Annotated in this window: 23 protein-coding genes; 9 read left to right on the top strand and 14 right to left on the bottom strand. The window is 71.4% G+C overall.

Annotated features, from left to right (window positions below; genetic code table 11):
- Positions 1–27: 27 nt before the first annotated feature.
- A complete protein-coding gene (locus BM424_RS27480) occupies positions 28–492 on the top strand; it encodes a carboxymuconolactone decarboxylase family protein (RefSeq protein ID WP_093424018.1) in 465 nt (154 codons plus the stop codon).
- A 167-nt stretch (positions 493–659) separates the two neighbouring features.
- Here BM424_RS27480 and BM424_RS29030 read toward each other — a convergent pair whose 3' ends face one another.
- The 12 genes from BM424_RS29030 to BM424_RS27420 all read right to left on the bottom strand — a co-directional run bounded on the left by BM424_RS29030 (position 660) and on the right by BM424_RS27420 (position 12,102).
- Positions 660–821: a hypothetical protein gene (locus BM424_RS29030; RefSeq protein WP_175548290.1), complete on the bottom strand. Its 162-nt coding sequence runs from the start codon at positions 819–821 to the stop codon at positions 660–662.
- Between the two features lie 235 nt (positions 822–1,056).
- A complete protein-coding gene (locus tag BM424_RS27470) occupies positions 1,057–1,668 on the bottom strand; it encodes a GTP-binding protein (protein WP_093424013.1) in 612 nt (203 codons plus the stop codon).
- The gene (locus tag BM424_RS27465) at positions 1,649–2,020 is read right to left on the bottom strand and encodes a DUF742 domain-containing protein (RefSeq protein WP_245776172.1); all 372 of its coding nucleotides are present in this window, start codon (positions 2,018–2,020) and stop codon (positions 1,649–1,651) included. The genes BM424_RS27470 and BM424_RS27465 overlap by 20 nt, the downstream gene beginning before the upstream one ends.
- A 9-nt stretch (positions 2,021–2,029) precedes the next feature.
- On the bottom strand, positions 2,030–2,479 hold the full coding sequence (locus BM424_RS27460; protein WP_342742659.1) for a roadblock/LC7 domain-containing protein: 450 nt from the start codon (positions 2,477–2,479) through the stop codon (positions 2,030–2,032).
- Entirely contained in the window at positions 2,472–4,829 is a 2,358-nt protein-coding gene (locus BM424_RS27455; protein ID WP_093424010.1) for a sensor histidine kinase, read from the bottom strand. The genes BM424_RS27460 and BM424_RS27455 overlap by 8 nt, the downstream gene beginning before the upstream one ends.
- 105 nt (positions 4,830–4,934) lie before the next feature.
- The gene (locus BM424_RS27450) at positions 4,935–5,729 is read right to left on the bottom strand and encodes an MHYT domain-containing protein (RefSeq protein WP_093424007.1); all 795 of its coding nucleotides are present in this window, start codon (positions 5,727–5,729) and stop codon (positions 4,935–4,937) included.
- A 317-nt stretch (positions 5,730–6,046) separates the two neighbouring features.
- Entirely contained in the window at positions 6,047–7,210 is a 1,164-nt protein-coding gene (locus BM424_RS27445) for an MFS transporter (protein ID WP_093424004.1), read from the bottom strand.
- Positions 7,207–7,848, bottom strand: coding sequence for a GntR family transcriptional regulator (locus tag BM424_RS27440; protein ID WP_175548289.1), 642 nt, complete (start codon positions 7,846–7,848; stop codon positions 7,207–7,209). The genes BM424_RS27445 and BM424_RS27440 overlap by 4 nt, the downstream gene beginning before the upstream one ends.
- Before the next feature lie 141 nt (positions 7,849–7,989).
- Positions 7,990–9,543 carry a BCCT family transporter gene (locus BM424_RS27435; protein ID WP_093423999.1) on the bottom strand — a complete coding sequence of 518 codons (1,554 nt, stop codon included), beginning with the start codon at positions 9,541–9,543 and terminating at the stop codon, positions 7,990–7,992.
- 317 nt (positions 9,544–9,860) lie between these two features.
- Complete coding sequence (locus tag BM424_RS27430; protein WP_093423996.1) at positions 9,861–10,913, bottom strand: magnesium and cobalt transport protein CorA; 1,053 nt, start codon at positions 10,911–10,913, stop codon at positions 9,861–9,863.
- 93 nt (positions 10,914–11,006) lie between these two features.
- Positions 11,007–11,468, bottom strand: coding sequence for an MEKHLA domain-containing protein (locus BM424_RS27425; RefSeq protein ID WP_217649861.1), 462 nt, complete (start codon positions 11,466–11,468; stop codon positions 11,007–11,009).
- Between the two features lie 136 nt (positions 11,469–11,604).
- The gene (locus tag BM424_RS27420) at positions 11,605–12,102 is read right to left on the bottom strand and encodes a pyridoxamine 5'-phosphate oxidase family protein (RefSeq protein ID WP_217649860.1); all 498 of its coding nucleotides are present in this window, start codon (positions 12,100–12,102) and stop codon (positions 11,605–11,607) included.
- Between the two features lie 99 nt (positions 12,103–12,201).
- Between BM424_RS27420 and add the strand changes: the two genes are divergently transcribed.
- From add to BM424_RS27405, 3 genes are read left to right on the top strand one after another with little or no spacing between them, the layout of a single operon-like run.
- Positions 12,202–13,221: an adenosine deaminase gene (gene add, locus BM424_RS27415; protein ID WP_093423990.1), complete on the top strand. Its 1,020-nt coding sequence runs from the start codon at positions 12,202–12,204 to the stop codon at positions 13,219–13,221.
- Between the two features lie 40 nt (positions 13,222–13,261).
- Positions 13,262–14,026 (top strand): crotonase/enoyl-CoA hydratase family protein, encoded by a 765-nt coding sequence (locus BM424_RS27410; RefSeq protein WP_093423987.1) that lies wholly within the window; start codon positions 13,262–13,264, stop codon positions 14,024–14,026.
- Positions 14,027–14,039: 13 nt separating this feature from the next.
- A complete protein-coding gene (locus BM424_RS27405; RefSeq protein ID WP_093423984.1) occupies positions 14,040–15,182 on the top strand; it encodes a thiolase family protein in 1,143 nt (380 codons plus the stop codon).
- A 350-nt stretch (positions 15,183–15,532) separates the two neighbouring features.
- Here BM424_RS27405 and BM424_RS27400 read toward each other — a convergent pair whose 3' ends face one another.
- Positions 15,533–17,686, bottom strand: a complete 2,154-nt coding sequence (locus tag BM424_RS27400) for an acyl-CoA dehydrogenase family protein (RefSeq protein WP_093423982.1) — start codon at positions 17,684–17,686, stop codon at positions 15,533–15,535.
- A gap of 308 nt (positions 17,687–17,994) precedes the next feature.
- On the opposite strand from BM424_RS27400, the gene BM424_RS27395 reads away from it, so the two are divergent.
- Positions 17,995–19,101 (top strand): LLM class flavin-dependent oxidoreductase, encoded by a 1,107-nt coding sequence (locus tag BM424_RS27395; protein ID WP_093423979.1) that lies wholly within the window; start codon positions 17,995–17,997, stop codon positions 19,099–19,101.
- Entirely contained in the window at positions 19,098–21,428 is a 2,331-nt protein-coding gene (locus BM424_RS27390) for a glycoside hydrolase family 3 protein (protein WP_093423976.1), read from the top strand. Before BM424_RS27395 ends, BM424_RS27390 begins: the two co-directional genes overlap by 4 nt.
- A 5-nt stretch (positions 21,429–21,433) precedes the next feature.
- Here the strand turns inward: BM424_RS27390 and BM424_RS27385 are convergent, their stop codons facing one another.
- The gene (locus tag BM424_RS27385) at positions 21,434–22,843 is read right to left on the bottom strand and encodes an MFS transporter (protein ID WP_281248809.1); all 1,410 of its coding nucleotides are present in this window, start codon (positions 22,841–22,843) and stop codon (positions 21,434–21,436) included.
- A 95-nt stretch (positions 22,844–22,938) separates the two neighbouring features.
- Between BM424_RS27385 and BM424_RS27380 the strand changes: the two genes are divergently transcribed.
- From BM424_RS27380 to BM424_RS27370, 3 genes are all read left to right on the top strand, one after another.
- Positions 22,939–24,303: an MFS transporter gene (locus tag BM424_RS27380; protein ID WP_175548287.1), complete on the top strand. Its 1,365-nt coding sequence runs from the start codon at positions 22,939–22,941 to the stop codon at positions 24,301–24,303.
- 11 nt (positions 24,304–24,314) lie between these two features.
- Positions 24,315–24,788 carry a flavin reductase family protein gene (locus tag BM424_RS27375; RefSeq protein ID WP_093423969.1) on the top strand — a complete coding sequence of 158 codons (474 nt, stop codon included), beginning with the start codon at positions 24,315–24,317 and terminating at the stop codon, positions 24,786–24,788.
- Between the two features lie 62 nt (positions 24,789–24,850).
- A complete protein-coding gene (locus BM424_RS27370) occupies positions 24,851–25,492 on the top strand; it encodes a TetR/AcrR family transcriptional regulator (protein ID WP_245776175.1) in 642 nt (213 codons plus the stop codon).
- Positions 25,493–25,529: the final 37 nt, after the last annotated feature.

Below are 25,529 nucleotides of genomic sequence, written 5' to 3'. Positions count from 1 at the left end.
GCGAGCTGCGCGAACGGAGCGGAACCGATGGCGGACCGGATCTTCCTCGACAAGCAGACGCCCTCGGCGTTCAAGGCGCTGTCGGCGACGGCCACCGAGATCCGCTCGCGCGCGCGTGAGGCCGGCCTGGGCCGGGTGCTGCTGGAGCTGGTCAACATCCGCGCGTCGCAGCTCAACGGGTGCGCGTTCTGCCTCGACCGGCACACCCGCCTCGCCCTGGAGGCGGGGGAGACCCCCGAGCGCCTGGGCGTGCTGCCGGCCTGGCGCGAGACCGAGCTGTTCACCGCCGAGGAGCGCGCCGCGCTGGAGCTCGCCGAGGCGGTGACGCTGGTGGCCGCGCAGCGGCCCGACCAGGACACCTACGATCAGGTCCGGAAGGTGCTGTCCGACGACCAGGTCTCGGTGATCACCTGGGCCGCGATCACGATCAACGCCTTCAACCGCGTCTCGATCCTCTCCGGCCACCCGGTCCGCGCCCGCACGACGTCCTGACGGGCGCCCACGCCGTGGGGTGCCGTGTTGGGGAATGCCCGTCAGCCCGAGCGGTGGGTTTCTTTCCCGGCGCGCCCAGCGTTTTGCGTCCCGCGCGGCGGGGAAATCCCGTCCCGAGAACGCTGTTCGGCGTGCGAGTCGAAAGGTTCCTGGGGAACCCTTGATATTCACCTGAAAGAGCTGGACTCCCGGGCATTTCGGCCCTGTCCAGGCGTGCAGTGATGCACGGTGCCACCCATCGCGATCAGCACGCCGCTCGCGCCGGCGGCGGCGATGATCGCTGCCGTGCGGCGCGTTCTCTCGCTGCGCGCGCGGTTGTTGTTGGACATCACGGTCTCCTCCCGCATGTCATGGGAATCCGTACACGGGGGAACGCCCGCCGGGAGGAGAACCTTTCGAATTGTCCGCAATCAGACCAAGTGACGGTCGGTGCTCGGGGTAGGGGAAGTTTTCATGAAAACTTCCCCATCACGAGCAAAACCCGAGGTCAGGGATATCCCATTCCCTCGCGTTCTCGAGGGGGTGGGGGAAGTTTTCATGAAAACTTCCCCCACCCAGGGAATCTCAACGTCGTGCCACCGGTCCGACGTAGGTGGCGGGTTCGGGGCGGCGCTGGGCGTAGGTCCGGCTGGCGTGCTCGACGAGGGCGATCAGGATCTCCTTGGCGGAGTCCTTCTCCCGGACGTCGCAGAGCACGACCGGAATCCCCGGATCCAGATCGAGCGCGGCGGCCACGGTGGTGGTGTCGTAGTGGCGGGAACCGTCGAAGTGGTTGACCGCCACGATGAACGGGATCTCCCGCCGCTCGAAGTAGTCCACCGCCGCGAAGCAGTCGCGCAACCGCCGGGTGTCGGCGAGGACCACGGCACCGAGCGAACCCTGGGCGATGTCGTCCCAGAAGAACCAGAACCGGTCCTGGCCGGGCGTGCCGAACAGGTAGAGCGCGAACCGGTCCCGCAGGGTGATCTTGCCGAAGTCCATCGCCACCGTCGTGGTGGTCTTGCGCTCCACCCCGTCGATGCTGTCGACCTGGGCGCCGGCCTCGGTGAGCCGCTCCTCGGTGCGCAACGGCTGGATCTCGCTGACGGTGCCGACCATCGTGGTCTTGCCGACGCCGAAACCGCCCGCGATGAGGATCTTGAGGGCCATCGGGCCGTCAGAGCGCGCGGAGACCATCGATTACCTCCTGGAGGATGTTCTCGCTCGGCAGCTCGCGAGCCGGGGTCGGGCGCTCCACCCGGATGTGCCCGGCTTCGACGAGGTCGGCGAGCAGGACGCGGACGACGCTCAGCGGCAGGTCCGAGCGGGCCGAGATCTCGGCGACCGGCGTCGGACGCCCCCGGCACAGGTCGAGGATCCCGGCCTGCTCGGGGGTGAGCGTCATGTCATGCTCGGGCGTGGTGCGGGCGGCGACGAGGGCGATCACGTCCAGACCGGTGGCCTGGGGTTTCGCGCGACCCTGGGTCAGCGCGAACAACCGGACCATCGGGCCCGCCTCGTCGTCGAACCAGTGCTGATCGGAGTTCACGGTCCCGCCTCACGCATCGCGGAACCGCTCGGCGGTGAACATGTGCTCGCCGACCTGGTTGATCAGCCGCGCCATCTCGTAGGCGATGAAGCCGATGTCGGCACCGGCGTCGGCGAACACCGTCAGGCAGGTGCCGCCGCCGGCGGCCACCACGAACAGGTAGCCGCCGTCCATCTCGATCATGGTCTGGCGGACCGATCCGGCGTCGAAGTGCCTGCTGGTGCCCTTGGCCAGGCTCTGCAGGGCGGAGGCCACCGCCGCCAGGTGCTCGGACTCCTCGGCGCTGATCGACGCCGAGGAGGCCATCGCCAGGCCGTCGTTGGACAGCAGCAGGGCGACCCGCACCATCGGCACCTTGGTGGCCAGGTCGTCCAGGAGCCAGCTCAGCTCCCGGGTCTGCTCGGTCGCGTGCATCGCGTCGTTTCCCCTCGTGTCGGTCGTCCCGGTCACCTCAGTCATCGCGGTCGCCGCGGCCGCGGGCGAAGCCCTCCTGCAGCGCCGACATCATCGAGCGCGCCGTCTCCGGCGAGACCCGGTCGCCGAACGGCGCCGGTCCGTCCTGAGTCGTGCCGCGGGTGTCGCGGGCCTTGAGTCCGGGCGCGAGGTTCTCCTGCCGCTTGCGGCGGGGGAGCCCGGCGAACTCCTCGTCGTCGTCGAGCCGTCCCTCGAAGTGGGCCGGTGGTTCCGCGACCGGGCCGGGTTCGACGGGGGCGGCGTCGACGACCTCGGGCGCGGTCCACGCCGGCTCCGGGTGGTCGTCGGGCAGCCGGGTGGCCACCGCGGGCACCGGCTCCCGCTCGGGGAACGCCTCGGCGGGCGGAGCGACGGGTTCGAGGGAGTCCATCGTGGACTCGGCGTCGCGCACCGGGTTGACCAGGATCGACGACGGGATCAGCACCACGGCGGTGGTGCCGCCGTAGGGGGAGCGGCGCAGCGAGACCTGGATGCCCTGGCGGTGCGCCAGGCGGCTGACCACGAACAGGCCGAGCTGACCGCTGTCGAACAGCTCCAGCCGGTGCGCCTCCCTGACCCGCTGGTTGGCCTCGGCCATCCGCTCCGGCGCCATGCCCAGACCCCGGTCCTCGATCTCGATCACGAACCCGGAACCGACGGCCTCGCCGTGCACCAGGACGGTGGCATCCGGCGGCGAGAAGTTCGTGGCGTTCTCCACCAGCTCGGAGAACAGGTGCGTCACGTCCGACACCGCCGAGCCCAGCACCGACAGCTCGTCCGGCAGCCGGCGGATCTTGACCCGGGTGTAGTCCTCGACCTCGGAGACCGCCGAGCGGATCACGTCCATCAGCGCCACCGGCGTCCGCCAGGCCCGGCCCGGCGTGGCGCCGGACATGATGATCAGGCTCTCGGCGTGGCGGCGCATGCGGGTGGCCAGGTGGTCGATCCGGAACAGGTCCTCCAGATCCGTCTCATCCTCGGTGCGGCGCTCCATCGAGTCCAGCAGCCCGAGCTGCCGGTGCACCAGGGACTGGTTGCGCCGCGCCAGGTTGACGAACACGCCGGAGACACCGGTCAGCAGCTCGGCGCGTTCGGCGGCGGCCTGCAGCGCCGAGTGCTGCACGGCGTTGAGCGCCCGGCCCACCTGGCCGACCTCGCCCTCGCCCGGGGTGATCACCGGGACGGCGGTGGAGACGTCGATGTGCTCGCCGGCCCGCAGCCGCCGCATCGCCGCGGGCAGCTGCTCGTCGGCCAGCTCCATCGCCGAGTTCCGCAGTCCGACCAGCTCGATGACCATGCCGCGGCCGATGCGCACCGAGATCGCCAGCGCCAGCAGCACCGCGGCCAGACCCAGCGCGACCGTCCAGATCGCGCGGTCGAGCACCGCGGCACCGGCCGCGGCGGCCGCGGCCGCACCCGCCTGCGCGACCCGGTCGCGGCCGGCGTCCATCGCCTGCGAGACCTGCGCGACCGACTCGTCCCACAGCTTCGGCGGGACCGTGCCGAGCGCGGCCGGGTCGGTGTTCAGCAGCCGGGACTGCATGTCGGCCAGGTCCCGGTAGGCGTCGGTCTCGGTGAGCTGCCGGTAGGCGTCGCGGTCGCCCGCGGCGAGGTCGGGCATGAGGTCGGCGGTGAGCACGCGCTGCCCGCCCAGCGCCTCGGCGAACGCCTCGTGCTGCTCACCGCTCATCCGCGCACCGGCGAAAGCCGAGGTGGCGGCGGTGTTCTGGCGTTCCAGCATCTCCTCGACCCGCCCGATGCCCAGCGCCAGCCGGGCGTCCTCGGCGGCCTGGCCCTGCTGGGCGGTCGCGATCTGCTCCTGAAGCGAGAAGGCGCCGTCGATCGCGGCGGTGTAGGCCCGGTAGGTGCCGTCCCAGTCGGTGTTGGCCGCCAGCACCGACTGGTGCCGGTCGGCCAGGGCGTCCAGGTCGGTGTTGAACGCGGCGACGCGGTCGCGCATCTGCGGCGCGAGGTTGGCGATGGTCGCGCTGGAGCGCTGCACCTGGGTGCGCAGCTCCTCGGCGGCCGCGGTGCTGCGCTGGTGCAGCGCTTCGAGCTCGCCGGTGGAGCCGGGCGTGGACAGGTGGCGCGCCGCGGCCGCCCGCTCGTCCTGCAGGTCGCGCACCACCTGGTGCAGCGGCGCCGACAGGGCGCGGTCGAGCTGTTCGGCCTGGTGCAGCGACCAGGCGTCCTGCACGACGGTCACGGTGGTCAGCGACCACAGCGCCATCAGCGAGACCACGGGCACCGCCAGCAGAGCGACGGTCTTGGCCCGCACCGTCTTGGGCCGCAGCGCCTTCGGCAGCAGGGCGGACGGCAGGTGCCGCTTCGTGGATCGGGCCGGTTGCGCAGACATGCGTGTTCAGTCCTCCATCCCGAAATGGAGAATCCGGGAATGAGATGTGCGGATTCAGCCCGCCACCAGCGAAATCGAGTGGCGGGAAAACGCGGGGAACGGTTGTTATCCGGAGACGGTCTGACGTTCTTCGGGTGCTCGGGCGGTGGTTTTCCCGGATCTGACGTTGGGCGAGATCGCCACGAACGCCGAGGACAGGAACAGGTAGGTGCCCAGCAGCACGGTCAGCGGGAAGATGAACGCCATCGGCGTGGCGCCGGGCAGTTCTGAATGCATGGAGTGCGCCCCGGAATGCAGGTGGACGTTCACCGCAGACATTCCGGTGTAGTGCATGAGGCTCACCGCGATGCCCATGACCACCGAGGCGCCGAAGGCCGCGACCGGCCCGGTCACCGTCAGCGTCGCCCACAGCGCGGCGGTGGCCGCCACGACCGCGATCAGCACCGACAGCGCCACCGTCAGCGGTGCGTAGCTGATCGAGCCGGACATCCGCATCGCCGCCATGCCCACGTAGTGCATGACCGCGACGCCGAGGCCGGTGATCACCCCGCCGCCGAGCACCGCGGGCGTCTTGCTGCGGCTGTAGCTGACGACGAAAACCCCGATGCCGACCACGATGATGGCCACGACCAGGCTCAACACCGTCAGCGGCACGTCGTAGCGGATGTCGGTGCCCACGACGCTGAAGCCCAGCATCGCGATGAAGTGCATCGTCCAGATCCCGGTGCCGATGGCGAAGGCGCCGTTGATCAGCCAGCTGCGCCGGGCGCGTCCGGTGGTCCCCAGCGCCCGGACCATGCAGCGCAGTCCGAGCCCGGCGCCGACGCACGCCATGACGAACGACAGGACCGGTGTCAACCAGCCGAAACCGAACTCGGTCGTCGAGCCTAAAGGACCCATGATTCCCTAAATCGTGTAGGCGGCACTCGTTTAAAGAGAAGCGGCCCACGTAGCCCCGACTGGCCGTTCACAACGGCAGCGACCATACACAGTCAATTCGAAGCGGACAACCGTACTCCGGAGTAGGTTGGAAACCGTAGTGGAATGCGAACGCGGCGTGATTTCCCCTGTTCCAGGCCGTTTTTCGAAGAATTCGTAACGCCCGCGCGAGTGCGCGCGATGAACTCACCACGGCGTGCTGCGACCCACCGAGAATTGCGGAAAGTCGCGGTGGGTTACCTCCCCGTGATCGGGAGATCATTCCCCGGTTCGCGCGGTCAGCTGCGGTTGACCGGGAGGTTGCGGGCCAGCAGTCCGGTGAGCGCGAGGCCGCCCGCGGTGACCCAGAGGACCCCGGCCGAGCCGAGGCCCGCCGCGACTAGTCCGATCGTGCCGGGGATGATCACCTGCCCGGCCCGGTTCCCGGTGAGCCGCAACGACATCGCGCGCCCGCGGGCGCCCGGCGGGGCGGACTCGGCGAGCCAGGACATGGTCAGCGGCTGCCCCACGCCGAGCCCGAACCCGGCGACCGTGACGGCCACGAGCAGCAGCCACACCGGGACCGGCGCGGCGGCGGCGACGAGCCCGGCCGAGGCCGCGAAGATGCTCAGGATCAGCAGCCTGCGGCGTCCGAGCACCTCGGAGAGCCGCCCGAGGAAGAACCGCGAGGCCATCGACGAGGCCGCGCGCAGCACCAGCAGCGTGCCGATCAGCGAGGACGCGATGCCGCGCTCGGCCCCGAGCGCGGGCAGGTAGACCAGCGAGATGTCCACGGCCGCCAGCACGGTGCACGCGGTCAGCAGCGCTCCGGCCAGCCCCGGGATGCGCAGCAGTTGGCGCACGCCGATGTTCTCGGTGGCGGCCGGTCCGCGCTCGGTGCGGGTGCTCTCGATGGCGAAGGTGATGGCGAACAGCGCCACGGCGATCGCGATGCTGCCCGCGAAGATCGGGGTGGTGTTCGGGATGGCCTGCGAGCCGCCGAACGCGACGATCATCAGCGGCCCGGCGGCCTGGCCGAGCGAGGCGGCGAAGGTGTAGTAGCCGAACGCGGAATCCATCCGGCCGGAGGTGGCGCTGTTGGCCACGAGCGCCTGCTGCCCGACGATCGCGCCCAGGTGCGCGGTGCCGAGCACGATGCTCCCGGCGACCAGTCCGGGCACGGTGTGCCCGAGCGTGAGCAGCACGATCCCGGCCGCGCACATCAGCAGGCTGCCGGCGAACATCACGCGGCGTTCGCCAAGCCGGTCGACGATGTGCCCGGCGGGCAGCGCCAGCACCAGCGGGACCAGCGCGAAGCTGCCCGACAGCACGCCGAGCCACGAGGCCGGGACGCCGAGTTCCAGGGCCCGGTAGGTGGTGGCCGGGCGCAGGACGAAGGTGATCAGCTGGGCGAGGGCGGCGTGCCCGAGCAGCGCCCAGACCTGGCGGTGGGCGAACCTCACGACAGCAGCCGGTGGGTCGCCTGCACGGCGAGGCTGGTGTCGATGTGCTCGATCATCACCGCGGCCGCGCCGTCGGAGTCACCGGCGATGATCGTCTCGGCGAGCATCCGGTGCTCCTCGTCCTTCTTGGCCCTGGCCTCCGGACCCCGGTCGACCTCCAGGGCGAACCGGCGGTAGCGATCGGCCTTGTCCCACAGGCCTTCCAGCGCCTCGACGAGCAGCTCGTTGTGCGAGGCCCGGTAGATCGCGCGGTGGTAGCGCCGGTGGTGCAGCAGGTGCGCGTAGTCGGGGTCGCCGGGCATCGCCCGCAGGCCTTCCAGGGAGGCGCGGATCTCGGCGATGTCGTCCTTGGTGCGCCGCTGCGCGGCCAGCGAGGCGGCCATCGGGTCGAGGGAGCGCCGCATCTCCAGCAGGTCCCGGTTCTCCTCGGCCTTGAGCTCGGTGACCTTGGCGTCGCGGTGCGCGCCGAGCTCGACCAGCCCTTCGGCCTTGAGGCGCCGCAGCGCCTCCCGCAGCGGGGTGGTGCTGATGCCGATGGAGTGGGCCAGGGTGGCCTGGTTGATCACCGACCCGGGTGGGAACTCCCCGGAGAGGATCTTCTCCCGCACCTCGTCGTAGGCCACGTCGCTCTTGGTCATCAACCGCCCTCCTCGCTTGCTTATAGCCTACAACACCGCTTTCGGAGGTCGGGCGACCAGCGATTTGCGCTGTCCTGCAAGCGAGGAGGGCAGCGAATGTCCGAGTTGTCCACGTCGGAACGACGTCGGGTCAAGGCGAGGTTATAACTTCGACGACGGCGCGACCGGCTCTTCCAGGCGGTGCGGGACGAACTCGGTGGTGAGGTCCTTCCAGAAGGCCACGGCGACGCCGACCAGGATGATCAGGAACGGTGCCGAGGTGACGATCACCATCTGCTGCAGCGACTCCAGCCCGCCCGCGGCCAGCAGGGCGATCGCGGCGGCGCCGGTCACCACGCCCCACAGCGCCAGGATCCACTGCGGGGGCTGCTCGGTGCCGCGGCTGGTGAGCATCCCCAGCACGAAGGTGTTCGCGTCGGCGCCGGAGACGAAGAACAGCACGACCAGCACGATCGTCAGGATCGAGGTGAGCGTGGGCAGCGGCAGCGACTGCAGCGTCGCGAAGAACGCCGAGTTCGCGTCCGCCGCGGCCGAGGCGGCGATGCGGGTCGTGCCGACGAGGTCGCTGTGGATCGCGGTGCCGCCGAAGGCGGTGAACCACACCGAGAACACCGCGCTGGGCACCACCAGCACGCCGGTGACGAACTCGCGGATGGTGCGGCCGCGCGAGATGCGCGCGAGGAACACGCCCACGAACGCCGCCCACGACAGCCACCAGGCGAGCATGAAGTAGGTCCAGTCCTGCATGAACCCGAGGTCGCCGTTGGCCGGGGTGATCAGGCTCGTCGACACCAGCTCGCTGATGTAGCGCCCGATGCTCTGCACGTACAGGTCCACCAGGTACAGCGTCGGGCCGACCACGAGCACGAAGACGAACAGCAGCGCGCCCAGCCCCATGCTGGTCTCCGACAGGTACCGGATGCCGCGCGCCACCCCGGTCAGCGCCGAGGCGGTGAACAGCAGCGTGATCACGCCGATGATCGCGAACTGCACCGGCCGGGAGTCGGGGATGCCGAACAGGGCGGTGAACCCGCCGTTGATCTGCATGGCGCCCAGCCCGAGCGAGGTGGTGGTGCCGAACAGCGTCGCCACCACGGCGAACACGTCGATCGCCCCGCCCACGGGCCCCTCGGTGCGCGAGCCCAGCAGCGGCCGGAACAGGGCGCTGACCAGGCCCGGGCGTCCGCGCCGGAACATCGACCAGGACATCGCCAGGCCGACCACGGCGAAGATCCCCCAGGCGTGCAGGCCCCAGTCGAAGAAGGAGAACTGCATCGCGGTCACCGCCGCGTTCGGGGTCATCGGCGCGGCCAGCCCGTGCGGCGGTGCGGCGAGGTGGGAGATCGGCTCGGCGACGCCGTAGGAGATCAGGCCGATGCCCATCACCGCCGACAGGATCATCGCGTACCAGGTGAGCCTGCGGAAGGCGGGACGTTCGTCGTCGCCGCCGAGTCGCAACCGGCCGTAGCGGCTGCACGCCAGGAACACCAGGAAGACCAGGAACCCGAGCGAGACCAGCAGGTAGGCCCAGCCGAAGCTGCGGGTGATGCCGTTGAGCGCGGCCGAGCCGGCCTGGGACAGCGAGTCCCCGGCGGCGGTGCCCCACACGACGATCGCCGCCGCCAGGGCGAGCGAGACGTGCAGGACCGGACCGGGCCGCCGGTGCTGCGACGGCGCGGGGGAGGGATCGGGCAAGGGTGAACTCCGTGAGCTGGGGGAAGGTGGTCTCGCGGCCCGGTCGCGGGCACGCGGGTGCCGTGACGCCGAGATCCGACAGGGCGGGTCGTGGTTCGCGGACTCCGTGACTCGGTCGGCGGCGTGATGGACGGGGTGGGCCGCTGCGCTGGGGATCACCGGCGGACGCGTGCGCTGCGGTCGGGATGGTTGTCGACGCCACGACGACAACGTTCACGCTGGTCAGCACGCCGGAGCGGAAAAGGAGTCTACCCGGCCCCGCCTCCCCGGCTCACCGCCCCGGGTGCCGACCGCGCTCGCGAGCGCGGACGCGCAGGTCAGAGCCAGCGCTTGTGCTTGAAGATGATCCACAACGAGACGCCCAGCCCGAGCATCAGCGCCAGGGCGAAGGGATAGCCGGCGAGCCAGTGCAGCTCCGGCATGTGGTCGAAGTTCATCCCGTAGACGCCGGCCACGAGCGTGGGGGTGAACAGGATCGCCGCCCAGGAGGAGATCTTCTTCATCTGCTCGCCCTGCTGGATGGTCTCCTCGGCGAGACGGCGGCTCTCCTCGCCCTGGGCGAGGCTCGCGCTGGAGATGCGGCGCATCTCCTCGTTCTGCTCCAGGGAGATCAGCGTGGAGTGCACCGACAGGGAGCTCTCCAGCAGCGAGCGCAACGTGTCCACGGACTCGGAGACCCGGGTGGTGTGGTCGAGGACGTTGCGCAGCCGGTGCCGCACCTCCTCGTGCTCGACGGCGCCGCCGCTCATCAGCTCGCGCAGGACCCCGGAGAGCGGGTCGACGGCCCGCTGCATCCCGATGACCTTCTCCAGCAGGTGGTAGATCCGCTCGGACAGCTGCGGATCGACCCGACGCTGCCCGAACAGGCTGTCCTCGACGCCGTCGACGTCGTCCTGCAGGCGGGCGACGACCGGCGCGTAGCCGTCGACCAGCGCGTCCAGCAGTGCCGTGACCATCGCCTCCGGCCCGAAGCCCAGGAACTCCGGATCGGCCTCCAGCGCCTCGCGGGCCGCGGTGAGGTCGGGCCGCTCCCCGCGGCGGACGGTGATGACGAAGCGGTGCCCGATGAACAGGTGCACCTCGCCGAACTCGACGGTCTCGGCGTACCAGCTGGGGCGGATCACCACGAACAGCGCGTCGCCGTAGCGCTCGATCTTGGCGCGCTGATGGCCCTTCTGGGTGTCCTCGATGGCCAGCGGGTGCAGCGCGAACAGCTCGGCGGCGGTGTCGAGCGTCGCCGGGTCGGGATCGCGCAACCCGATCCACACCACGCCCTCATCGCCGCGCAGGACGTCGGCGGCCTCGCGCAGCGTGGGCGGACGCGCGCTCAGCACCCCGTCCACGAACACGCGACACTCGAACGACGCCATGCGCCCTCCCGCTCCTCCGGCCCCGGCCAGCATCGACGACGTCGGGGGAGGGTGCAGGGCATCATCAACTTCGTCACCTGACCAGGGGATGCGTCACCCGCAGTCGGTCCAGTCGCGGATCATCGCGGCCTGCCCGATCGGTTCGCCGGTCTCGTCGAGCACGTTCCACATGAGCACGTCCTCGATCCAGAACCGGCGACCCGAGGCCGCCACCCGCACGCCGCGGTAGCCGTCGGCGAAGCCCTTCTCGCGGACCGCGCCGAGGAACCGGTCCCGGTCCTGCTGCCCCTCGGGCGGGGCCGAGAGGTGCGAGGGCATCCCGAGGAACTCGTCCCAGGCGTACTCGAAGTGCCGCTGGGCGGTGAGATTGGCGTAGTAGAACCGGGATTCCGACAGGTCCAGCGCCAGCAGCCCGAAACCCGCCCGCTCGTACAACCATTCGGCTCTCGTCGCGTCATCGCCGTCGACGGGAACGAGTCTCTCGCCGACGAGCCGATCGTGACTGGCCTCCAGGCGCAGGAAGTCGGCGAGCGGACGGGATCCGGGTATCGGCAAGGTGGTTCCCTCGATTCCACGACAGGGGGACGGATGATGTGCCATCCACCCTGCCAGGACGGGAACCCCGTGCGGCGCGAATCCGCTGCAGTTACGCCGTTTTCAGCAACGAGCGCTGGAATAATCCACCGAGGACTCAGGAGTAGTGCGGTGCCGTGGTGCCGCCCAGCGGAGTCGGGTCGAGGCCGAGCTTGCGGTGATCCCACGAGCGCGTGCGCTCGACGTCGACCCGCACGGCGACCCGCTTGTGCAGCATGTACTCCACCAGCGGCTTGACCTCGTCGGTGTAGGGGCCGTGGTAGCGCTCCCAGATGTTGACGCCCACCGCCCACAGCGCGTCCGGGTCGTCGACGATCTCGGCCCGCCCCTCCAGGGACACGCCGCGCAGCGTCTCGTAGGTCAGCCCGTCCTCGACCAGAACGGTCACCCGCGGGTCGCGCCCGATGTTGATGGCCTTCTGCGCCTTGGCCTTGGTCTCGAACCAGATCACCCCGTCGAGCAGCGCGAACCACATCGCCACCGCGTGCGGGTGCCCGGACGGGCCCAGCGTGGACAACGTCGCCGTGCGACGGGTGGCCAGGAACGCCTCGATCTCCTCCGGCGTCATCTGAACCTGGGCGCGCTGCTTGGCCATCGAAGTCCCTTCTCGTCGTCGAGCGCTCTCGACCGTATGTCCCGAGCCGGGCGATGTCACGGGTTCGACAGGAGGTGATCGACGGGTCAGGATCGAGGGATGCGCAGCACCTTCATCGACTCCCTGCCCAAGGTCGAGCTCCACGTGCACCTGGAGGGCTCGATGCAGCCGGCGACCCTGCTGCAGCTCGCGCGCAAGCACGGCATCGCCGACCTGCCCGGCACCCTGGAGGAGGTGCGGGCCTGGTACGGGTTCCGCGACTTCGCGCACTTCATCGACGTCTACCGCAACGCGGTGCGGGTGCTCTGCGACGAGGACGACTTCGCGCTGCTGGCCGCCGAGACTCTCCGCGCCCTGGCGGGGCAGAACGTGCGCTACGCGGAGATGAACTTCAGCCTGTCCAACCACCTCAAGCGCGGCATCCCCGCCGAGCTGGTCTTCGCCGGGCTCGAACGCGGGCGGTTGGAGGTCGAGGCCGAGCACGACATCACCGTCCGCTGGGTCCCCGACTTCTCCGGCGACTTCGGCGTGGAGGCCGGGGCGGCGACGCTCGAGGCGGCGCTGCGGCACGGGCCGGACAGCGTGCTCGGGTTCAGCGTCGGCGGCATCGAGGTCGACCGCGCGCCCTTCGCCGGGATCTTCGCGCGCGCCCGCGACGCCGGGCTGCGCAGCCTGCCGCACGCCGGGGAGACCGGCGGGCCGGACAGCGTGTGGACCGCGCTGCGCGACCTCGGCGCCGACCGCATCGGCCACGGCATCGCCAGCCTCCGCGACCCCGACCTGGTCGCCCACCTGCGCGAACACCGGATCCCGCTGGACGTCTCGCCGACCTCGAACCTGCGCACGCGGGTGGTGGCCGGGCTCGAGGAGCACCCGCTGCCGCGGATGCTCGACGCCGGGCTGCTGGTCACCCTCAACTCCGACGACCCGCCCATGTTCGGCACCGACCTCACCGGCGAGTACCACGCCGCTCAGCGCATGGGGCTGGACCACGCGCGGCTCGCGGGCCTGGCCCGCAACGGGGTGGAGGCGAGCTTCGCCGAACCGGAGCTCAAGGCGCGGCTGCTCGCCGAGATCGATGCCGCGCCAGCAGTCGATTCCCAAGCTAGCGACCGTTAAGCTGACCGGAGCCGCCGAGCCGATCACAGGAGATCCGCCGATGAGTGACAGTGTTCTGACCGAGTTCGCGGACGGGATCGCGCAGATCACCATCAACCGCCCCGAGGCCCGCAACGCCGTCGACCGCTCGGTCGCCGAGGGCATCGCGGCCGCGATCGACGAGTTCGAATCCCGCGGTGACCTGACCGCGGCCGTGCTCACCGGTGCCGGGGGCACCTTCTGCGCGGGCATGGACCTCAAGGCCTTCACCCGAGGTGAGCGGCCCTCACTGCCCGGGCGCGGGTTCGGCGGGCTCACCGAGAAGCCCCCGACCAAGCCGCTCATCGCCGCCGTCGAGGGCTGGGCGCTGGCCGGTGGCTGCGAACTGGCGCTGTCGGCCGACCTCATCGTCGCCTCCCGGGAGTCGAAGTTCGGGCTGCCCGAGGTCAAGCGCAGCCTCGTCGCCGCCGCAGGCGGGCTGCTGCGGCTGCCCAAGACGCTGCCGTACCAGCTGGCGATGGAGATCGCGCTGACCGGCGACCCGATCACCGCCGAGACCGCCCACCAGCACGGCCTGGTCAACAAGCTCACCGAGCCCGGCGGCGCGCTGGCCGAGGCGCGGGAGCTGGCCGCGCGCATCGCCGCCAACGGGCCGCTGGCGGTGCGCGCCACCAAGCAGATCGTCGCCGGTGCCGTGACCTGGACCGACGAGGAGGCCTTCGCGCGGCAGTCGGAGATCGCCGCGCCGGTGTTCACCTCCGCCGACGCCCAGGAGGGCGCGATCGCCTTCGCCGAGAAGCGCAAGCCCGTCTGGCGCGGGGAGTGAGGGGAGTCCGGTCATGAGGGATGCCGTCATCGTCGACGCCGTCCGCACGCCCATCGGCAAGCGCAACGGAACGCTGTCCGGGATCCACCCGCAGGACCTCTCGGCGCGGGTGCTGACGGCGTTGGTGGAGCGCACCGGCGTCGATCCCGCCGATGTCGACGACGTGGTGTGGGGCTGCGTGTCGCAGGTCGGCGACCAGTCCAGCAACGTCGGCCGCTTCGCCGCCCTGGCTGCGGGATGGCCCGAGCACGTGCCGGGGCAGACGATCAACCGGGCCTGCGGCTCCAGCCAGCAGGCCGTCGACTCGGCCGCGCACGCCGTCATGGCCGGCCAGTACGACGTCGTGGTCGCCGGCGGGGTGGAGTCGATGAGCCGCGTCCCGCTCGGCTCGGCCCGCCAGACCGGGCAGCCGTACGGCCCGGCGGTGACCGAGCGCTACGACGGGTTCGCCTTCAACCAGGGCATCGGCGCCGAACTCATCGCCGAGCGGTGGGGCTTGTCCCGGCAGCGGCTCGACGAGTACTCGGCCGCCTCGCACGCCCGCGCGGCCGAGGCGATCGACCGGGGGCTCTTCGACGACCACATCATCCCGATCGACGTCGAGGGCACCAAGTTCACCGCCGACGAGGGACTCCGGCGCGGCACCACGCCGGAGAAGCTGAGCGGCCTCAAGACCGCGTTCAAGGAGGACGGCGTCATCCACGCCGGCAACTCCTCGCAGATCTCCGACGGCGCCGCCGCGCTGCTGATCACCACCTCCGAACGCGCCCGCGAGCTCGGGCTGACACCGATCGCCCGCTACCACAGCGGTGCGGTCAGCGGCGCGGACCCGATCACGATGCTCACCGGCCCGATCCCGGCCACCCGCAAGGTGTTGCGGCGGTCGGGTCTGTCCATCGAGGACATCGGGACCTACGAGGTCAACGAGGCGTTCGCGCCGGTCCCGCTGGCCTGGCTGGCCGACACCGGGGCCGACCCGGAACGCCTCAACCCCCTCGGCGGCGCCATCGCCGTCGGGCACCCGCTGGGCGGGTCGGGCGCGATCCTCATGACCCGCCTGCTGGCCCGCATGCGCGAGAAGGACCTGCGCTACGGCCTGCAAACCATGTGCGAGGGCGGCGGCACGGCCAACGCCACCATCATCGAACGCCTCTGACCGCCCCCGGCACTCACCCGACGCTCGTGGGTGGGGACAGTTTTCATGAAAACTGTCACCACCCACGACACCACGTGGACACCACGTGGTGAGTGGGTCATTGATGACAGTTTTCATGAAAACTGTCCGATCATCACCACGTGACCTGGGGAAACGGTGACGTTTTCGGGAAAACCGTTCCCACGTCCGGGAACTCGGTGGTGTGGGGAGGGGGAAGTTTTCATGAAAACTGCCACCACCATCAGCACGTGGTGAGGGGTCTTGTGGTGGGACAGTTTTCATGAAAACTGTCCCACCCGAGGGGTGATGGACGGGGTGGAGGTTTCCGGGGGAGCTCCACCCCGTGGTCGTCACTTGATCAGGGGGTCCCGGGGGAGGCCGAGGATGCGTTCGCCGATCTGGTTGCGCTTGATCTCGCTGGTGCCGCCCGCGATGGACAGGCCGCGGTGGAGGAGCGCGAGGGCGCCGCTGAAAGCACCCGGTCCGTCCAGGTAGACCGACTCCGGGCCGCTCAGGGCGGTCATGATCGACGCCGCGTCGTGCCCTAGCTCGGAGAGGACGAGCTTGGTGATCGCGCCTTCCGGACCCGGTTCACCACCGGCGACCGCGCGGTGCGCCGAACGCATGTTGAGCATCTCCATCGCGTGGTGCTCGGCCGCGTACCGGCCGATGCGGACCGCGCCGCCGGTCAACCGCTCCGGGTGGGCGTCGAGGTGCGGGACCATCGCCGAGGCCGGGGTCGACATGGTGCCCTGACCGCCGCCGATGCTGACGCTCTCGTTGCCCAGCGTGGCGCGTGCGACCGTCCAGCCGCCGTCGATCGGCCCGACCACGTCCTCGTCGGGCACGAACACGTCCTCGAAGAACACCTCGTTGAACTCCGAGGCCCCCGACGGCATCTTGATCGGCCGGACCTCGACGCCTTCGGCGTGCATGTCGATGACCATCATCGTGATGCCCTGGTGCTTGGGCACGTCCGGATCGGTGCGCACGGTCGCGAAACCCATGCCCGCCTTGTGCGCGCCGCTGGTCCACACCTTCTGCCCGTTGACCCGCCAGCCGCCCTCCACGCGGGTCGCGCGGGTGCGGATGCCGGCCGCGTCCGATCCGGCGGCGGGCTCGCTGAACAGCTGGCACCAGATGACGTCCTGGCGCAGCGCGGGCCCGACCCAGCGCGCCACCTGCTGCTCGGTGCCGTACTGGATGAGCGTGAGGATCACCCAGCCCGTGATGCCGTAGGAGGGGCGCTGCACCCCGGCCGCGGCGAACTCCTGCTCCACCACGAGCTGTTCGACGGCACCGGCGGCGCGGCCGTAGGGCTTCGGCCAGTGCGGCATCACGTAGCCGGTCTCGATGAGCCGCTCCTTCTGCCGGTCCTCGGGCAGCGCGGCGATCTCGCCGGCGACCGCGCGGATCTCGCCGCGCAGCGCCTCGGCCTCGGGCGGCAGCTCCACGGTGCGCGCCCGGGTGACGCCGCGGCGGGTGAGGTCGGTGAGCTCGGTGGCGGCCTCGTCGGCGGGCAGCAGCGCCAGCAACGCGGTGGCCCGCCGCATGTACAGGTGCGCGTCGTGCTCCCAGGTGATCGCGATGCCGCCGTGCACCTGGGTGTTGAGGTTGGCGCACAGGTCCGCCGCCGGTGCGGCGAGCGCGGCGGCGGCCGAGGCGGCGAAGGACAGCTGGTCGCCGCCGGTCGGCACGGCGCGGGCGGCGTCCCAGGCGGCGCTGGTGACCAGCTCGGTGGCCACCGCCATGTCGGCGCAGTGGTGCTTGACGGCCTGGAACGTGCCGATCACCCGGCCGAACTGCTCGCGCTCCTTGGCGTAGGCGGCGGCGATCTCGGTGCACTCCCGCGCCACCCCGGCGGCCTCGGCCGACAGCACCACGCGCGCCAGGTCGACCAGCGCCTGGCGGGCCCCGGGCAGCACGACGGCGGGAGCCGAGGACAGCGACACCCGCGCGCAGCGGCGCGACGGGTCCAGGTTCGCCGGGACCTCGACGGTGACCCCGTCGCCGACCTCGACGATCACGACGTCCTCGCCGCAGGGCAGCACCAGCAGCCGCGCGAGCCCACCGCCCAGGACCGCGGGCGCGGAGCCGGTCGCGGTGCCGCCGGAGAGCTCGATCTCGGCGTCCAGCGCCGTCCCGGCGGGCACCGATCCGTCGGCGAGCCCGGGCAGGAACCGCTTCTTCGCCGCGTCGTCGCCCGCCTGCTCGATCACCGCGGACGCGATGACCGTCGGCGCGAACGGGCCGGGTGCCACCGCCCGCCCCATCTGCTCGGCGACGACGACGGTTTCCTCGAGCCCGAAGCCCGCTCCGCCGAACTCCTCGGGAAGGTGCAGGCCCAGCCAGCCCAGCTCGGCGGCCTCGCGCCAGAACGCGGGCAGTTCCTCGGTCTCGGCCTCCAGCAGCGCGCGGCCGACGCCCCGCGCCTCACGCCGCACCAGCAGATCCGACACGGTCTCGCTCAAAAGCCGGTGATCTTCATTGATCGCGATCGACATGTCCCGAGCCTAAGTTCCCGGACTCCCGGAAGATACCCGTGAACGAAATCCGTACCACCCGTTCACCACGACACCTCAGGCGAGATCGCGCTCGATACCCCGCCCCGCCCTGTCGCACTGGATCGACCGGGGTAGCCCGCTGGGTCAGGCCGCGCTCCTGCAGCGGTTCTCCGTCGATCTGGCCTGAGTCTTCTCCGTTGACCTCGGGTTGGGGTGCGGCTAGTCTCCAGAACTAGAACCAGCATTCTGAATCTGGTTTTGGGTCGCCGGTAGGCGGGTTGACGGCGTTGTCACCACTGGAGGTCTGCATGCACTTCTCCGCGTTCCTGACCACTCGTTCCGCGGGACCGGAGTCGGATCGGGCGGTGATCGAGGCGATGGTGGAGCACGCGACCGACGCCGAACGGCTCGGTTTCGACGCGGTGTTCCTGCCGGACCACCACTTCACCGGCTACGCGCCGCCGGCCAGCGACCCGATGATGTTCGCGGCCTACCTGGCGGCGAAGCTGCCGCGGCTGCACTTCGGGTTCTCGGTGCAGACGATCCCGCTGCACCACCCGGTGCGCTTCGCCGAGCGGCTCAACCTCATCGACCAGCTCACCGACGGCAAGGTGCTGGTCGGCACCGGCAGCGGCACCACGCCCGAGGAGATGATCGGGCTCGGCGTGCGCTACCAGGACACCAAGGAGCTGTCGGTGTCCAACCTGGACGTCGTGGAGCGGTTGTGGGCCAAGCGTCCCGGGGACGAGCCCGTGGAGTTCGACAACGGGCACTACCGGGGCTCGGTGGTGTCGCGGATCGTGCCCGCGCCGCACTCGCCGGACGGGCCGCAGCTGATGTCGGTGGCGCAGCGCCCGTCGAGCACCCGGCGCGCCGCCGAGCAGGCCCAGCCCGCGTTCATCCCGGCCTTCACGCCCCCGGCGATCGACGACGCCAAGCCGATGGAGCACCTGCGGCACTACTACGCGGCCTACCGCGAGGCCCTGGAAGCCGCCGGGCACTCCGAGGAGCGCGTCGCGCGGGCGCTGGAGTGGACGACGCACACCTACCAGCACGTGCACGTCGCCGACAGCGACGCGCAGGCCGAGGACGAGTTCCAGCGCCTCATGGAGCAGTACCAGGGCGCGATCGAGCGCGAGCACGTCGCCAACAAGGCGGCCGAGGCGATCACCGGTGTGGAGCTGCGCCCGCACCCCGACGCGAGAAAGCCCGGCTACCAGGGCACCTGGTGCCTGTGGGGGAGCCCGGCCACGGTCACCGAGAAGCTGCGCGAGGTCGCCGACCTCGGCATCGGCAACGTGCTCGGCGGATTCCTCGGCGGTCCGCTCACCCCGGACCGCGTCGAGCTGGGCCGCAAGTCGATGCGGCTGTTCGCCACCGAGGTCATGCCGAAGTTCCGGGAGGCCGCCGCATGAAGCCCGAAACGCGGGTCACCGCCGGGGAAACGGGCGCCACGACCCTGCCCGAATCCTCCCTGGGCCTGGACCGGATGTACCTGGTCGACGGGCCGTCCGGGCTGGTCAGCCCCACCTTCGACGAGCGCGACACCTCGCTGCTGCTGCCGAGCGGCATCGCGCTGGGGGCCACCTGGAACCCGGAGGTCGTGGGCGCGGTCGCCTCCGCTCAGGCCTGCGAGGCGCGGCGGCGCGGCTTCGACGCGATCTACGCGCCGAACCTCAACCTGGCCCGCACCGGCCTGTCCGGGCGGACCTTCGAGATGCTCTCCGAGGACCCGGTGCTGGCCGGGACGCTGGGCGCGGCGTTCGTCGCGGGCGTCCAGCAGCACGGCGTCGCGTCGTTCCCGAAGCACCTGGTCTGCAACGACACCGAGACCGAGCGCCAGCGGATGAGCGCCGAGGTCGACGAGGTCTCGCTGCGCGAGGTCTACCTGCGGCCGTTCGAGATGGCCGTGCGGGCCGGGGCCTGGGGCGTCATGGCCGCCTACAACCGGCTCGGCGGAACCCCGTGCTGCGAACACCCGGAGCTGCTGCGCATCCTCAAGGGGGAGTGGGGTTTCGACGGTGTCGTCGTCTCCGACTACTTCGCGCTGCACGACACCGTCGCGCCCGCGCTGGCGGGCCTGGATCTGGAGATGCCGGGACCGGCGATCCACTTCGGGGAGAAGCTGGCGCGCGCCGCGGCCGACGGGCTCGTGCCGCCCGAGCGGATCGAGGACATGATCGAGCGGCTGCGCCGGCTGGCCCGCCGGGTCGGCAAGCTCGACGGCCACCCCCGCCAGGTCACCGCCCGCCACGAGGTCGACGCGCAGGAGGCGCACCGGGTGCTGGTCGAGGCCGCCGAGTCGTCGTTCGTGCTGGTGCGCAACGACAACGTGCTACCGCTGGCCCCGGGCGGCATCGCGGTGCTGGGCCCCAACGCCGACCGTCCCTGCTACCAGGGCGCGACGTTCGGCCGGATCCGGCCGGAACGCGAGGTCCTCACCCCGCTGGAGGCGCTGCGCGCGCGCTTCGACGTGGTGCACGAGCGCGGCGTCCCGGACGTGCCCGCGACCTCGCTCGCAGCGCTGCGGGTGAGCACGCCCGACGGGCGGCCCGGCGTGCTGCTGGAGCATGTCCGCGACGGCGAGCCGGTGCTGACCGAGGTGCGCGGCGACAGCGCGTTCATCTGGTTCGGCCAGGTTCCCGGTGTCGGGCCGACGACCGAGCCCGGGCTGCTGCGGCTGACCGCCGTGCTCACCCCGGACGTGGACGGGGAGTGGCAGATCGGCGCGGGCGGCTCGGGCGACACCACGGTGTCGGTCGACGGCCGCGTGCTGGCCTCCCGCCCGGCACCGGCGCCCGGCGACGTGATGGGCCAGGTCGCCCGCGCGGAGGTCGAGACCGGCCGGATCCGGTTGCGTGCGGGAGAACCGGTCACCGTGCAGGTCGAGATGCGTTCCGCCGGAGGACGGGTGCAGGCGCTCAACGTGCTCGCCGCGCCACCACCGGATCCCGAGGCGCTGGGCCGCGCGGTGGCCGCCGCCGAGCGCGCCGAGACCGTGGTGCTCGTGGTGGGGGAGGAGAACAACACCTCCCGGGAGAGCCGCGACCTGCCCGATTCCGCGCTCCCGGACGACCAGCTGCGGCTGATCACCGAGGTGGCGCGGGTCAACCCGCGCACGGTCGTGGTGCTCAACGCCGGGCGCCCCCTCGACGCCCCGTGGGCCGACGACGTCGCCGCCGTGCTGCACGGCTGGTACGCGGGCCAGGGCTTCGGCGAGGCGCTCGCCCGCGTGCTGGCCGGCGACGCTGAACCGGGCGGCCGGATGCCGGTGGTGGTGCCGATGCGCGACGAGGACCGCTCCACCCACGGCGAGACCCTCGACGCCGACCTGCGCCGCCGCTACGCCGAACCCACCGGCTACCGGCATCTCGCGGAGGCGGGCAGGCCCGCCCGCTTCGCCTTCGGCTCGGGTGTCGGCTACACCACCTGGGAGCACGGTCCGGCCGAGCTCGCCGGTGACGAGGTGATCGTGCCGATCACCAACACCGGCGAGCGGCGGGGCCGCGAGGTCGTCCAGGTCTACGTCCGCGCTCCCGGCGAAACCGGGCCGAGGCTGGCCGGATTCGGCTCCGCCGAGGCCGAACCCGGTGCGACCGAGCGGGTCTCGATCCGGCTGCCGGAGCGGACCTGGCAGCGCTGGACGCCCGGCGACGGGTGGGTGATCCCCCCGGGCTCCCACGAGGTGCTCGTCGGGCGCTCCAGCGAGGACGTCCGCCAGACCCTGACCGTGCCGTGCTGACCGGCTCAGCTCTCCGACAGCGTCCGGTGCGGCAGCGCGAGGGCCAGCAGCAGCGAGAACGCGAAGCAGCCCGCCGTGGTGAGGAAGACGGCGGTGAACGTCGGGTCGTGCGCGGCCAGGGCGCCCAGGATCGCGGTGCCGACGGTGACGCCGAGCTCGCGGGTGAAGGTCATGCCCGAGGTGACGGCACCGACCGCGCCGCCCGGAACCGCGTCCTGGGCAGCCACCACGATGATCTGCATGAACAGACCCGTTCCCAGCCCCACCAGGGCGAGCAGCAGACCGGCCGCGAGCAGCGAGGTCTCGGTGGTCGCCAGCGCGGTCGCCGCGGCGGCGGCCGGGGCCGAGCCCAGTGCCGGGAACAGCCGCCAGCGGCCGATCCGGCGCACCAGCTGCCCGGAGGCGTTCATCCCGATCACGATGCCGAGCGTGGCGGGCAGGAGCAGCATTCCCGCCGTCGAGGCGTCCGCGTCGTGCGCGCGGTGCGCCCACGTCGGCACGTAGGCCAGCAAGCCGAACAGCCCCAGCCCGGACAGCAGCGCGAGCAGGTAGCAGCCGATGACCATCCGAGGGTGCGGCACCCGCAGCGGCAGCACCGGTTCGGCGGCCCGCCGCTCCCGGATCAGGGCGGCCACCAGCAGCACCGCGACGACCGCCGCGGCCGCGAACGTGGCCGCGCCCCACCCGGTCTCGGCGGCGGAGACGCTGATCAGCACCGCTCCGGCCGCCACGGCGGCCAGCAGCACGGCTCCCGGGGTGTCGAACCGGGCGCTCGCGGCGACCGGCCGGACGACCGGGATCGTGGCGAGCACCAGCACGGCGGCCGCCGCGCCCAGCGGCAGGTTGAGCCAGAAGACCCACCGCCACGACACCGCGTCGGTCAACCACCCGCCCAGCAGCGGGCTGATCACCGTCGCCAGCGCGAACACCGCGCCGAGCGGGCCCAGGTAGGCGGCCCGCTCGCGCGCGGGCACGACGTCGGCGACCACGGTCTGCGGCAGCACCAGCAGGCCCGCCCCGCCGAGGCCCTGCGCGAACCGCGCCGCCGCCAGCACCTCCACCGAGGTGGCCACACCGCACACCGCCGAAGCGCCGACGAACACCGCGATCGACAGCCCCAGCATCCGGCGTCGCCCCACCCGGTCGGCCAGCGCGCCGACGGCGGGCATGACCGCGGTCATCGCCAGCGCGTAGGCGGTGACGATCCACGAAGCCCGTTCCGGCGCACCGAGTTCCGCGGTGATGGTCGGCAGCGCGGTGGCCACGATCGTCTGGTCCAGGGCGCCGAGCGCGGTGAGCAGGACCAGGCAGCTGAACAGTCCCCGGTGGCGGCGGACGCGCGGCGGGGTGGAGGCGGGTGCGGACACGTGACTGCGGCTCCCTGAAAGCGCTCGACGACGAGAAACAAAAACCAGAGTGATGGATTTACTTTAACCGATCTGTCGCGCAGCCTGGGGAGCGATGGTTCCCCGGTGCCGCGCGGCACCGTGCGCGCAAAGGAGCGGAGCACGTGGACATCACCGGCAAAGCGGGGGTCCGCACGGACCCGAGACTCGGCCTGCGGGAGAAGCTCGGCTACGGAGCCGGCGACCTGGCCTCGAACCTCTCCTGGAACCTCGTCGGCGGGTTCCTGCTCTACTACTACACCGACGTCGCGGCGATCTCGGCCGGCGTGCTGGGCACCATGTTCCTCATCGCGCGGCTGCTCGACGCGATCGTCGACCCGTTCATCGGCATCCTGGTGGACCGCACCCGCACCCGCTGGGGCAAGGCCCGCCCGTACCTGGTGTTCGTGTCGGTGCCCTTCGGCATCCTCGGGGTGCTGACCTTCACCGTTCCCGACGTCGGCGACACCGGCAAGATCATCTACGCGTTCCTCACCTACCTCACGCTCGGGCTGCTGTTCTCCCTGGTCAACGTGCCCTACAGCTCGCTGCTGCCGATGATGACCCGCGATTCGCACGAGCGGATGCAGATGGGCGGGCTGCGCGCGGTGGGCAGTTCCATCGGCACGATCATCGTCACCGCCACCACCACGCCGTTCGTGGCCCTGCTCGGCGGCGGCGACGCGCAGTTCGGCTGGACCGTGGCCGCGCTGATCTACAGCGCCCTGAGCGTCGGGTTCTTCGCGTTCACCTTCGCCGCCTGCAAGGAGCGCTACGCGCTGCCGGCCGAATCCGAGTCGATGTCGCCGCGCGCCGCGGTGCGCACCCTGCTCGGGAACCGGCCGTGGAAGGTGACTTTCGCCTACGGCGTGCTCAACTTCGTGCGCCTGGGCACGGTTCTGGCGGTCACCGTTTACTTCGCGCTCGAAGTGCTGCACAAGCCGTGGGCGATCTCGGTGCTGCTGCCGATGGTCTCGGGCATGATGCTGCTGGCCGGTCTGGTCGCCGCCCCGTACTACCGGCGCTTCGGCAAGCGGCGCGGCAACCTGCAGGCGCTGCTGGTCGGTGGCCTCGCCTGGTCGTCGATGATCTTCTTCGAGGCGAGCTTCCCGCTGTTCCTGGCCTTCTACACGGTCGCGACCCTGGCCATCGGGCTGTCGATGACGTCGATGTTCACCATGACCGCCGACTGCGTGGAGTACCAGCAGTGGCGCTACGGCACCCGCAACGAGGGGCTGCTGTCCTCCGGCATCAGCTTCGCCACCAAGGTCGGTTCGGCGCTGGGCTCGGCCGGCGTCGCCTACGGGCTCGGTCTCGCCGGCTACGCGCCCGACCACGTCGGAGACAGCGCCCTGACCGCCATCCGCGTGCTGTTCTACGGCGCTCCGGTGCTGCTCATCGCGCTGCAGGCGTGGGCGATCGCGTACTGGGACCTCGACGGCGAGCACGAGCGGATGGCCGCCGAGATCGACCGGCGCGAGAACGACTGAGGAGGCACGACATGCTCGGCACCGCCGAACTCCGGCGCGCCCTGGGCCACTACCCGACCGGCGTCTCGGTCGTCACCGCCACCGGGGCGGACGGGACGCCGGTGGGGATGGTGGTCGGCACCTTCACCTCGGTGTCGCTGGACCCGCCGCTGGTCGGGTTCCTGCCGGACCGGCGCAGCACCTCCTGGCCGCGGATCCGGGCGGCCGGGCGGTTCTGCGTCAACGTGCTGGCCGCGAGCCAGGAGGAGGTCTGCCGCGACTTCGCCGACAAGCGCCCCGGCCGCTTCGAGGCGCACGGCGAGCCCGGCCCGTGCGGGCCGCGGCTGGCCGGGGCGGTGCTGCGGGTGGACTGCGACGTCGACCGGGTGCTCCCGGCCGGGGATCACGAGCTCGTGCTGGGCCGGGTCCGGGCGCTGGAGGCCTCGCCGGAGGCGGGTGAGCCTATGGTGTTCTGGCGGGGCCGCTACGCGGCTCCGGCCGTGTGATGCCGTCGCGCGTCGGCGGGATCCCGGCCCGGGACATGCCGTACGGTCGGATCGTGGAGATCATGGACACCCGAGTTCGCGCACCGAAGCAGGAGCGCAGCCGCCTGTCGTTCGACAAGGCGCTGGACGCCGTCGTCGAGCTGCTGATGGAGCGGCGCTCCGACTCCTTCACGCTCGTGGAGGTCGCGCAGCGGGCGGGTGTGTCCACCGGGTCCATCTACGGGCGCGTGAGCAGCAAGGACGATCTCATCCGCGCCGCCCACACCCGCGAGATGCAGCGGGTGCGCGACGAGCAGCGCGCGGTGTTCTCCGGCGGACCGACGCCCGGCGAGTCGTTCGGGCAGGCCGTGGAGCGGGTGATCACCACGGCGGCGGACCTGCTGCGCCGCAACGCCGCCGTGCTGGCGCCGTTCATGTTCCTGGCCAACCAGGACGCCCAGATCGCCGAGGCCGGTGCGCAGGCGCACGCGGAGATGCGGGAGGCGTTCATCGCCGCGCTGGAGTCACGCGCGGAGGAGATCGCCCACGACGATCCCCGGCACGCGCTGGAGTGGAGCTTCACGGTGGTCTACAGCGTGCTGGCCCGGTGGCTGGGCCTGGGCAGCGCCCAGGAGGCGGCCGGTCAGGGGGAGTGGTGGACGATCCTGGCCGACCTGACGCACATGGTCATGGCCTACCTGGTCGGAGGCCGCACGGGCGAGTGAGCTCCGCGCGCTGATGCGCGGGCGGTTTTGGGCCGAG

This window comes from Saccharopolyspora flava, from assembly GCF_900116135.1.
GTDB lineage: Bacteria > Actinomycetota > Actinomycetes > Mycobacteriales > Pseudonocardiaceae > Saccharopolyspora > Saccharopolyspora flava.
The sequence above is the reverse complement of the archived record's forward strand: the minus strand, read 5'-3'. Positions and strand labels throughout refer to the sequence as shown.